The organism is Curtobacterium sp. NPDC092190 (assembly GCF_044755625.1).
Classification (GTDB): domain Bacteria; phylum Actinomycetota; class Actinomycetes; order Actinomycetales; family Microbacteriaceae; genus Curtobacterium.
Genome location: NZ_JBIVRJ010000002.1, coordinates 790,237 through 801,204 on the forward strand (window position 1 = coordinate 790,237; position 10,968 = coordinate 801,204).

The following is a 10,968-nucleotide window of genomic DNA, read 5'->3' on the forward strand; positions in this document are numbered from 1 at the left end:
CAGGCAAGGACCACCTCATGCCCACGGAAGCCACTCCGCTGTCCGCGGCCGCCGGTACGCGGCGGTCGCCCGAGATCCTGACCGGCTCGGGAGCCGTCCTGCGGACGCTCGAGCACCTCGGGATCACCGACGTCTTCGGTCTGCCCGGCGGCGCGATCATCCCGTTCTACGACGAGCTCATGGCGTCGACGACCATCCGTCACGTCCTCGTGCGCCACGAGCAGGGTGCCGGCCACGCCGCCGAGGGGTACGCCTCCTCGTCCGGCAAGGTCGGTGTCGCCATCGCGACGTCCGGCCCCGGTGCGACGAACCTCGTCACGGCGATCGCCGACGCCTACATGGACTCGGTGCCGTTCATCGCGATCACCGGGCAGGTGTTCTCGACCCTGATGGGCACCGACGCCTTCCAGGAGGCCGACATCGTCGGCATCACGATGCCGATCACGAAGCACTCGTTCCTCGTGACCGACCCGGCCGACGTGCCGGCGACGCTCGCCGCGGCCCACCAGATCGCCACGACGGGTCGTCCGGGCCCGGTGCTCGTCGACATCACGAAGGACGCCCAGCAGAAGTCGGCGCCGTACGTCTGGCCGCCGAAGATCGACCTGCCCGGCTACCGTCCGGTCACGAAGGCGCACGGCAAGCAGATCACGGCCGCGGCCCAGCTGCTGGCCGAGGCCGAGCGTCCGGTGCTGTACGTCGGCGGCGGCGTCGTCCGCTCCGGTGCGTCGGCCGAGCTCCTGCGCTTCGCCGAGGCCACCGGTGCGCCGGTCGTCACGACCCTCATGGCCCGTGGCGCCTTCCCGGACTCGCACCAGCAGCACCTCGGCATGCCGGGCATGCACGGCACGGTGCCCGCGGTGCTCGGCCTGCAGGAGAGCGACCTCATCGTCGCCCTCGGTGCGCGCTTCGACGACCGGGTGACGGGCAAGGCGGACGAGTTCGCGCCGCACGCCAAGGTCGTGCACGTCGACATCGACCCCGCGGAGATCTCGAAGATCCGCTTCGCCGACGTGCCGATCGTCGGCGACGCCCGCGAGGTCCTCGTCGACCTCCTCGACGCCTGGGAGGACGTCTCCGCCGACCGGGCGGACACGAGCGCCTGGTGGGCGAAGCTCGACCAGCTCCGGCAGGACTTCCCGCTCGGGTACGCGGAGCCGACCGACGGACTGCTCGCGCCGCAGGCGATCATCAAGCGCATCGGTGAGCTCACCGGTCCCGAGGGCGTGTTCGCCTCCGGGGTCGGTCAGCACCAGATGTGGTCCGCGCAGTTCATCCGGTACGAGCGGCCGAACGCCTGGCTGAACTCGGGTGGCGCCGGCACCATGGGCTACTCGGTCCCCGCGGCGATGGGCGCGAAGGTCGCTCAACCGGACCGCGTGGTCTGGGCGATCGACGGCGACGGTTGCTTCCAGATGACGAACCAGGAGCTCGCGACCTGCGTCATCAACGACATCCCGATCAAGGTCGCGGTCATCAACAACTCCTCGCTCGGCATGGTGCGGCAGTGGCAGACGCTGTTCTACGACGGCCGACACTCCTTCACCGACCTGCAGACCGGTCACGGCACGCGCCGCGTCCCGGACTTCGTGAAGCTCGCCGACGCCTACGGTGCCCTCGGCATCCGCGTCGAGAAGGCGGACGAGGTCGACGCCGCCATCCAGCTCGCCCTCGAGACGAACGACCGCCCCGTGGTGATCGACTTCGTGGTCAGCCGCGACTCGATGGTCTGGCCCATGGTCCCGCAGGGGGTCAGCAACTCGTCCATCGAGTACGCCCAGGCCCTCGCCCCGACCTGGGACGACGAGGACGCCGACATGACGGGAGAAACCGCATGAGCCACGTCCTCTCCCTCCTCGTCGAGGACAAGCCGGGTCTGCTGACGCGCGTCGCGGGGCTGTTCGCCCGGCGCGGCTTCAACATCGAGTCGCTCGCCGTGGGCGGCACCGAGGTCGAGGGCCTGTCCCGGATCACGGTCGTCGTCGACGTCGAGGACCTGCCACTGGAGCAGGTGACGAAGCAGCTCAACAAGCTCGTCAACGTCATCAAGATCGTCGAGCTCGACTTCTCGCAGTCGGTGCAGCGCGAGCACATGCTCGTGAAGGTCCGCGTCGACAACCAGACCCGCTCGGCCGTGCTCGAGGCCGTGAACCTCTTCCGCGCGCAGGTCGTCGACGTGGCGACCGACTCGCTCATCGTCGAGGTGACCGGCGACCCGGGCAAGATCCAGGCGATCCTCCGCGTCCTCGAGCCCTACGGCGTCAAGGAACTCGCCCGCGCCGGTCTGCTCGGCATGGGCCGTGGGCCGAAGAGCATCACCGACCGCGTGCGCTGAGCACACCCCGCTTCCGGGCGGGAGGCGCGGGGCGGTCCCGCCACGCGCCTCCCGTCCGCACACCACAAGCCACCAGAACCAAGGAGACACACCCTCGTGACTGACATCGTGTACGACGCCGACGCCGACCTGACGCTCATCCAGGGCAAGAAGGTCGCCGTCATCGGCTACGGCTCGCAGGGCCACGCCCACGCGCTCAACCTCCGTGACTCCGGCGTCGAGGTCGTCATCGGCCTCCAGGAGGGCTCGAAGAGCCGCGACAAGGCGACCGAGGCGGGCTTCGAGGTCCTCACCCCGGCCGAGGCGACGAAGAACGCCGACGTCGTCGTGATCCTCGCGCCGGACCAGGTGCAGCGCATCGTCTACGCCGAGGACATCGAGCCGAACCTGAAGGACGGCGCGACGCTCGTCTTCGGCCACGGCTTCAACATCCGCTACGGCTACATCGAGGCCCCCGAGGGCGTCGACGTCGCGCTCGTCGCGCCGAAGGGCCCGGGGCACACCGTCCGTCGCGAGTACGAGGCCGGCCGCGGCGTGCCCGTGATCGTCGCGGTCGAGGTCGACGCCTCCGGCAGCGCCTGGGACCTCGCCTGGTCGTACGCCAAGGCCATCGGCGGCCTGCGTTCCGGCGGCATCAAGACGACCTTCACCGAGGAGACCGAGACCGACCTGTTCGGTGAGCAGGCCGTCCTCTGCGGTGGCACGTCGCAGCTCATCCAGTACGGCTTCGAGACCCTGGTCGAGGCGGGCTACCAGCCGCAGATCGCCTACTTCGAGGTCCTGCACGAGCTCAAGCTCATCGTCGACCTCATCTGGGAGGGCGGCCTCACCAAGCAGCGCTGGTCGATCTCCGACACCGCCGAGTTCGGTGACTACGTCTCCGGCCCCCGCGTGATCTCGCCCGAGGTCAAGGAGAACATGAAGGCCGTGCTCTCCGACATCCAGGACGGCACCTTCGCCAAGCGCTTCATCGAGGACCAGGACGCCGGTGCGCCGGAGTTCAAGGAGCTCCGCGCGAAGGGCGAGGGCCACCCGATCGAGGCCACCGGCCGCGAGCTCCGCGCGCTGTTCGCGTGGAAGTCGAACGACGCCGACTACGTGGACGGCTCGGCCGCGCGGTAGTCTGCGGTCGACCACCCGACTCCCGAGGCGGCGGTGCGTTCGCACCGCCGCCTCGCGACGTGACCCGAACGACATGCACCTGTACCCCTCCAGCTCCAGCGCCAGCACCTGGCGCCCCCGTGGCGTCCCCGTACCCGGGCGCTCCGCTTCCGTGACCCGTCCTGCAGTGCTGCCGATGCCGCTCCGCGGCGTCGCGAGGAGTGGTCACGACCGGGTCCTCCGACGTGGGAGGATCATCGGATGGCGGTGACGAAGCGAGCGGTCCACATCGGCGCCGGCAAGATCGGGCGCGGGTTCGTGGGTCAGTTCCTGGTCGCGAGCGGTTACGAGCTCACCTTCGTCGACGTGGACGACCGCGTGGTCTCCGCGCTCAACGACGCCGGCCGCTTCGTGGTCCACGAGGTCGGCGAGCAGCCCGTCGAACACCTCGTGTACGGCTTCCGTGCACTCAGCAGCAAGACCGACCGTGAGCGCGTCGTCCAGGCGATCGCCGAGGCCGACGTCGTCACGACCGCCGTCGGTGCACGCACGCTGCCGCTCGTCGCCCCCGTCATCGCCGAGGGCCTCGCGGCACGGGCGCCCGAGCGCGGCGACGTCACGGTCGTGGCCTGCGAGAACGCCTTCAACGCGACGGACTCGCTGCACGCCAGCATCCGACGCGCCCCGATCCTCGAGGACCGTCACGTCGCGGCGGTCTTCGCGAACTGCGCGATCGACCGCATCGTCCCGGACCAGTCCGGGGTGCTCGGACAGTCCGGTGGTCTCGACGTCGTGCTCGAGCCGTTCTACGAGTGGGTCATCGAGCGCACCCCCTTCGCTCCGTCCGACGCCGAGCCGCCGCAGATCGACGGCGTCACCTGGGTCGACGACCTGCAGCCGTTCGTCGAGCGGAAGCTCTACACGGTGAACACCGCCCACGCGACCGCGGCGTACCACGGCTTCGTCCGCGGGATCCGACTCATCCGCGAGGCCCTCGAGGACCGCGAGGTCCGCGCCGAGGTCGACGGGGTCCTCGCCGAGACGACCGCGCTGCTGGTCGCCAAGCACGGGTTCGACCCGGCCGAGCACGCCCGCTACGTCGCTGCGAACCTCACCCGCATCGCGAACCCGCTCCTGCCGGACACCACGGCGCGTGTGGGGCGCAACCCGCTGCGGAAGCTCGGACGGCGTGAGCGCTTCATCGGCCCGGCGTCGCAGCTGGCCGAACGCGGGCTCCCGGTCGAGCACCTGCTCGGAGCGGTCCGGGTCGCCCTGGCGTTCGACGACGAGAACGACCCCGAGTCGATCGAGCTGCACGCCCTGCTCCGCTCCGGCGCGACGGCGCACGCACTCACCGAGATCCTGACCGGGCTCGTGGAGAGCCACCCGCTGTTCCCCGCGGTGCGCGACGTCGTCGCCGGGGTCCTCGCGACCCAGCCCGCCGACGTCTGAGCGGTCCCTCGTGGTGTCCGCCGTCGCGGGTCCCTCGTAGAATCGTCCCCATGACCACGGCAGCATCCCCGCCCGACGGCTCGGTCGACCACGACGACGACGCCCTCAGCTGGGGCGACGCGGACGACGCGACCCACGTCGACGCGGCCCACAACCCGGTCACGGTGAAGGGCCACGGCGGACGCGACCCGGAGCGCCCGGAGACCTCCGGCGCCCTGGTCGGCTTCGGGGTCTTCGGCGGGCTCTACCTGCTCTACACGGTGGCGTGGCTGCTCACCGCCTCGACCGCGTACGTCGCGAACGTCGACACGCTGCTGACCGTCTTCGTCGAGGTCCTCCGCTTCCTGTCGATCGTCGCGCCCGCGCTGTGGTTCACCGTGGTGCTCTGGGCCGGTCGTGGTCGTCGGACCCGCACGCGGCTGCTGTGGATGCTGCTCGGAGCCGCCGTGCTCTTCCCCTGGCCGTTCCTCATGACCAGGAGCTTCGGGTGACCGCCACGACACCGGCAGCCCGCCGGACCTCGTCCCCGCTCGTCGGCCGCATCGTCGTCTGGGTGGTCTTCGGCGCGCTGTTCGCCTACATGACCGTCCAGAGTGTCGGGAACCTCGTCACCGTCTCGCAGTCGGTTCGCGCGTTCAACACGTTCCTCGAGACGACCTCCGGTGGTTCGTCGCTGCAGCGCAGCACCCCCTGGGGCTGGCTCGTCCTCGACATCGCGATCGCGCCCGTCGCGTTCCTGGTCGCCCTCTGGACGACGCGCCGGGCTCGGCTGTCGGTGACGGTCGGAGTCTTCGTCGTCGCGTTCGCGGCGGCGGGCGCGCTCTGGCTCGACCTCCAGCTGTTCGTGCCGCGCCTGCTCGACTTCTGACGCACGTCGCGACCGTCCCACGGACGGGAGGCACGGTGCCCGCTGGCTCCGCGCCTCCGGACCGGCGCGTGGTTCCGTCGGGGACCGACGGTGCGGTCGTAACCGGGTCCCCGCGTCGATACGATGGTGGGATACCGCCCGTCTCGTGTGAGGAACTGCAGCTGTGCCGAAGCCGGTCGTCCTGATCGCCGAAGAACTCTCGCCCGCCACCGTCGACGCCCTCGGGCCCGACTTCGAGATCCGGAACGTGGACGGTACCGACCGTGCCGCGCTCCTGTCCTCCCTCGCCGACGCGCACGCCGTGCTGGTGCGGTCCGCCACGAAGATCGACGCCGAGGCCATCGCCGCGGCGCCGCAGCTCAAGGTGGTCGCCCGCGCGGGCGTCGGCCTGGACAACGTCGACATCAAGGCGGCGACCACCGCCGGCGTGATGGTCGTCAACGCGCCGACGTCGAACATCATCTCGGCCGCCGAGCTCACGGTCGGCCACATCCTGTCGCTCGCGCGCCACATCCCCGCGGCCCACGCGTCGCTCGCCGCCGGCGCGTGGAAGCGTTCGTCGTACACGGGCGTCGAGCTCTACGAGAAGACCGTCGGCATCATCGGCCTCGGCCGCATCGGCGCGCTCATCACGCAGCGCCTGCAGGCGTTCGGCGTCTCGGTCATCGCGTACGACCCCTACGTCACGACGGCCAGGGCCCAGCAGCTCGGGGTCGAGCTGGTGTCGCTCGAGGACCTCCTCCGTCGTGCGGACTTCACCACGATCCACATGCCGAAGACGCCGGAGACGGTGGGCATGATCTCGGACGAGCAGTTCGCGCTCATGAAGCCGACCGCGTTCGTCGTGAACGTCGCCCGCGGCGGCCTGATCGACGAGGACGCCCTGCACCGGGCGCTCACGTCCGGGGAGATCGCCGGTGCCGGCCTCGACGTCTTCGTGTCCGAGCCGCCGAAGGACTCGCCGCTGCTCGCGCTGCCGAACGTCGTCGTCACGCCGCACCTCGGCGCCTCGACGGACGAGGCCCAGGAGAAGGCCGGCGTCTCCGTCGCGAAGTCCGTGCGCCTCGCGCTCGGCGGCGAACTCGTGCCGGACGCGGTCAACGTCGCCGGCGGCGTCATCGACCCGTACGTCCGCCCGGGGATCCCGCTCATGGAGAAGCTCGGTCAGGTCTTCACCGGCCTGGCCACCTCGCCGGTGACGAGCATCGACGTCGAGGTGCACGGCGAGCTCGCGCAGTACGACGTCAGCGTGCTGAAGCTCGCAGCCCTCAAGGGCGTCTTCACCGACGTCGTCAGCGACCAGGTCTCGTACGTCAACGCCCCGCTCATCGCGGAGCAGCGCGGCGTGAGCGTCCGGCTCATCACCGACGCCGACAGCCCGGAGTACCGCAACGTCCTCACCATCCGCGGTGCCCAGTCCGACGGGCCCGCGATCAGCGTGTCCGGCACGCTGACCGGTGCCAAGCAGGTCGAGAAGCTCGTGGAGATCAACGGCCACGACGTCGAGGTCGCCCTCGACGCGCACCACGTCGTGATGGTCTACACCGACCGCCCCGGCATCGTCGCGGTCTACGGCAAGGAGTTCGGCGACGCCGGCATCAACATCGCCGCGATGCAGATCTCACGCGAGGCCGCCGGCGGGCAGGCGCTGAGCGTCCTGACGGTCGACTCGCCGGTGCCCGCGGAGATCCTCGAGCACGTGCGCTCCACCATCGACGCGACCTCGCTCCGCGAGATCGACATCACGCTGTAGGGGTCCGGGACATGGCACAGACGGTCAAGCTGGCGGTCGTCCGCGGCGACGGCATCGGGCCCGAGGTGGTGGACGAAGCGCTGAAGGTCCTGCACGCGGTGCTGCCGGACGACCTCGACGTGCAGGAGACCGCCTTCTCGCTCGGTGCCGCCCGGTACCTCGAGACGGGCGACATCCTCACCGACGACGACATGTCCGCCATCGCCGAGCACGACGCGATCCTGCTCGGCGCCGTCGGCGGTGACCCGCGCGACCCGCGACTCGCGGGCGGGATCATCGAGCGTGGACTCCTGCTGAAGCTGCGCTTCGCGTTCGACCACTACGTCAACCTCCGCCCCACGACGGTGTACTCCTCGGTCGCGAGCCCGCTCGCCGACCCGGGCGCGGTCGACTTCGTCGTCGTGCGCGAGGGCACCGAGGGCCCGTACGTCGGCAACGGCGGCGCGATCCGCGTCGGCACGCCGCACGAGATCGCCACCGAGGTGTCCCTCAACACGGCACACGGTGTCGAGCGCGTCGTCCGGTACGCCTTCGACCTCGCCTCCCGCCGCCCGCGGAAGCACCTGACCCTCGTGCACAAGAGCAACGTGCTCGTGCACGCGGGTTCCCTCTGGCAGCGGACGGTCGCGGCGGTCGCCGAGGAGCACCCGGACGTGACCGTCGACTACCAGCACGTCGACGCGGTGACGATCCACATGGTCCGCGAGCCCGGGCGGTTCGACGTCATCGTCACCGACAACCTGTTCGGGGACATCATCACCGACCTGGCCGGCGCGATCAGCGGCGGCATCGGTCTGGCGGCCTCGGGGAACATCAACCCGGACGGCACCTTCCCCAGCATGTTCGAGCCGGTCCACGGTTCCGCGCCGGACATCGCAGGCCAGCAGGTCGCCGACCCGACCGCCGCCGTCCTGTCCGTCGCCCTGCTGCTCGACCACCTCGGTCGTGCAGACCTGGCGGCGGCCGTGACACAGGCGGTCGAGGACGACCTCGCGAGCCGGGGCACCACGCCGCGCAGCACGGCCGAGGTCGGCGACGCCATCGCCGCCGCGGTCGCAGCACGCACCACCACCGCCTGACAGGAGTCACCCCGATGAGCAGCACCGACACCGAGACCGACGGCGACTTCGCCCTCGAGTTCGCGAACACGCCGTCGCCCGAGCGTCGGGCCGCGGCCGAGCGCGAGGAGATCCTCGCCGACCCGGGCTTCGGCAAGTACTTCACCGACCACATGGCCACCGTCGCGTGGTCGCTCGAAGCCGGCTGGCACAGCGCATCGATCCACCCGTACGGACCGCTGACCCTCGACCCCAGCGCCAGCGTGTTCCACTACGCGCAGGAGATCTTCGAGGGCATGAAGGCCTACCGCCACGCGGACGGGTCGGTGTGGTCCTTCCGGCCGGACGCGAACGCGCGCCGCTTCCAGCGCTCGGCCCGTCGGCTCGCGCTCCCGGAGCTGCCGCTCGAGGTCTTCGTCGAGTCGGTCCGGCAGCTCGTCCGCGCCGACGTGGACTGGGTGCCGTCGGCGCCGGAGACCAGCCTGTACCTGCGTCCGTTCATGATCGCGACCGAGTCCTTCCTCGGGGTCCGTGCCGCGCAGGAGGTCGCGTACCACTGCATCGCCAGCCCGGCCGGGGCGTACTTCACGTCCGGACCGAAGCCCGTGAGCATCTGGCTGTCGACGAGGTACGCCCGTGCCGCACGTGGCGGGACCGGGGCTGCGAAGACCGGCGGGAACTACGCCGCGTCCCTGCTCCCGCAGCAGGAGGCCTACGAGCAGGGCTGCCAGCAGGTGATGTTCCTCGACTCCGAGGAGGGCCGGTACCTCGAGGAGCTCGGCGGCATGAACGTCGTGCTCGTGCGGTCGGACGGCACGCTCGTCACGCCGGACTCGGAGTCGATCCTCGAGGGCATCACCCGCGACTCGATCCTGCAGCTCGCCGAGGACCGCGGGCTCCGGGTGGAGCGTCGTCGGGTGACGCTCGACGAGTGGCGGGACGGGGTGGCCGACGGCTCGATCACCGAGGCGTTCGCCTGCGGGACGGCCGCGGTGGTCACGCCGATCGCGGAGCTCCGCGGCGAGGGCTTCACGATCGGGTCGCCCACCGTCGGTGCCGGCGAGCTGACGATGTCGCTCCGCCAGGAGCTGACCGACATCCAGTACGGCCGTCGTCCCGACCCCCACGGGTGGATGACGCGCCTGACGGACCCGGCCTGAGCCGCGGATCGGTAGGGTCGAACAGTGAAGATCGCACGGTTCAGCAGCACGGGTGAAGACCCGCGGTACGGCATCCTCGACGAGCGTGACCTGGTCGTCCTTGCGGGGGACCCGATGTACCAGGGGTTCGAGACGACGGGGGAGCGGGTGCCGCTCGCCGACGCCAAGCTCCTCGCACCGGTGATCCCTCGGTCGAAGGTGATCGGCGTCGGCCTGAACTACGCCGAGCACGCGTCGGAGATGGACGAGCGTTCGGGGGACGACCCCGTGGTCTTCCTCAAGCCGAACACCGCGGTCATCGGTCCGGACGACCCCATCCGTCTGCCGGCCGAGGTCGGCCGTGTCGACCACGAGGGCGAGCTCGCCATCGTGATCGGCTCGCTCGCCAAGAACGTCCGGCGCGAGGACTTCGCGAGCGTCGTGCTCGGGTACACGATCGCGAACGACGTGACTGCGCGCGACCTGCAGGCCCGCGACGGACAGTGGACGCGAGCCAAGGGCTTCGACACCTTCTGTCCGCTCGGTCCGGTCATCGAGACCGAGATCGACCCGTCGGACATCCGACTCGAGACCCGCGTGGACGGCGAGCTGCGCCAGGCGGCGTCGACCAGCGAGATGGTGCACGACATCCCGTCCCTGGTCGAGTTCGTGTCGTCGATCTGGACCCTCCTGCCCGGCGACGTCATCCTCACCGGTACCCCGGCCGGGGTAGGGGCCATCCGCGACGGTGAGGTGGTGGAGGTCCTCATCGAGGGGATCGGCTCGCTGAAGAACCCGGTCATCGCTCGCCACTGAGTGCTCGCGACACCCGAACGGCCCGTTCCCACAGGGGAGCGGGCCGTTCGCCGTACCGGGGCCACGAGGTGCCGACAGGGCGACACGCCCGGGATGTGGGTGGTGTTGGTGGTGTGGTCGGGCCGTGCGTAGAGTAATCACTCGTTGCCGCTGAGGCGGAGAACGGAACGGCCGAGACGGTCACCGGGTTCACCTGGGGATCTTGTCCGCCACGGTTCTTCCCCGGCAACGAACTTCCAGCCCCTCTGATGAGGTTCCACTGTGGTGGTGCTGAGTGGGGGGTGCGTCTGGTCCTTGAGAACTCAACAGCGTGCACATTGTCAATGCCAATTATTTTGACCCCGTGCGATTGCAGCTTTGGTTGTGGTCGTCGGAGACAATTCCTTTTGGATTGAAGATTGTCAGTAGACAGTCAACAGTCAGAATCAACTCGGTTCGGCGCTTTC

General features: G+C 70.1%; 10 protein-coding genes. All 10 read left to right on the forward strand.

Annotation, left to right across the window (positions count from 1 at the left end; translation table 11 throughout):
- Positions 1 to 17: 17 nt before the first annotated feature.
- Positions 18 to 1,838 carry an acetolactate synthase large subunit gene (locus ACIQFY_RS07915; protein ID WP_066654924.1) on the forward strand — a complete coding sequence of 607 codons (1,821 nt, stop codon included), beginning with the start codon at positions 18 to 20 and terminating at the stop codon, positions 1,836 to 1,838.
- Positions 1,835 to 2,335, forward strand: coding sequence for an acetolactate synthase small subunit (ilvN, locus tag ACIQFY_RS07920; protein WP_066654921.1), 501 nt, complete (start codon positions 1,835 to 1,837; stop codon positions 2,333 to 2,335). Before ACIQFY_RS07915 ends, ilvN begins: the two co-directional genes overlap by 4 nt.
- 96 nt (positions 2,336 to 2,431) lie before the next feature.
- On the forward strand, positions 2,432 to 3,457 hold the full coding sequence (gene ilvC, locus ACIQFY_RS07925; protein WP_066654919.1) for a ketol-acid reductoisomerase: 1,026 nt from the start codon (positions 2,432 to 2,434) through the stop codon (positions 3,455 to 3,457).
- A 240-nt stretch (positions 3,458 to 3,697) separates the two neighbouring features.
- The gene (locus ACIQFY_RS07930; protein ID WP_066654917.1) at positions 3,698 to 4,888 is read left to right on the forward strand and encodes a mannitol-1-phosphate 5-dehydrogenase; all 1,191 of its coding nucleotides are present in this window, start codon (positions 3,698 to 3,700) and stop codon (positions 4,886 to 4,888) included.
- Between the two features lie 50 nt (positions 4,889 to 4,938).
- Positions 4,939 to 5,379 (forward strand): hypothetical protein, encoded by a 441-nt coding sequence (locus ACIQFY_RS07935; RefSeq protein WP_066654915.1) that lies wholly within the window; start codon positions 4,939 to 4,941, stop codon positions 5,377 to 5,379.
- Positions 5,376 to 5,756: a hypothetical protein gene (locus ACIQFY_RS07940; RefSeq protein WP_251155578.1), complete on the forward strand. Its 381-nt coding sequence runs from the start codon at positions 5,376 to 5,378 to the stop codon at positions 5,754 to 5,756. The genes ACIQFY_RS07935 and ACIQFY_RS07940 overlap by 4 nt, the downstream gene beginning before the upstream one ends.
- A gap of 163 nt (positions 5,757 to 5,919) precedes the next feature.
- Positions 5,920 to 7,509: a phosphoglycerate dehydrogenase gene (serA, locus tag ACIQFY_RS07945; protein WP_251155579.1), complete on the forward strand. Its 1,590-nt coding sequence runs from the start codon at positions 5,920 to 5,922 to the stop codon at positions 7,507 to 7,509.
- An 11-nt stretch (positions 7,510 to 7,520) separates the two neighbouring features.
- Positions 7,521 to 8,588 (forward strand): 3-isopropylmalate dehydrogenase, encoded by a 1,068-nt coding sequence (locus ACIQFY_RS07950; protein ID WP_400339210.1) that lies wholly within the window; start codon positions 7,521 to 7,523, stop codon positions 8,586 to 8,588.
- 14 nt (positions 8,589 to 8,602) lie between these two features.
- On the forward strand, positions 8,603 to 9,727 hold the full coding sequence (locus ACIQFY_RS07955) for a branched-chain amino acid aminotransferase (RefSeq protein ID WP_400339213.1): 1,125 nt from the start codon (positions 8,603 to 8,605) through the stop codon (positions 9,725 to 9,727).
- Positions 9,728 to 9,751: 24 nt separating this feature from the next.
- The gene (locus ACIQFY_RS07960) at positions 9,752 to 10,522 is read left to right on the forward strand and encodes a fumarylacetoacetate hydrolase family protein (protein ID WP_066654901.1); all 771 of its coding nucleotides are present in this window, start codon (positions 9,752 to 9,754) and stop codon (positions 10,520 to 10,522) included.
- Positions 10,523 to 10,968 lie beyond the last annotated feature (446 nt).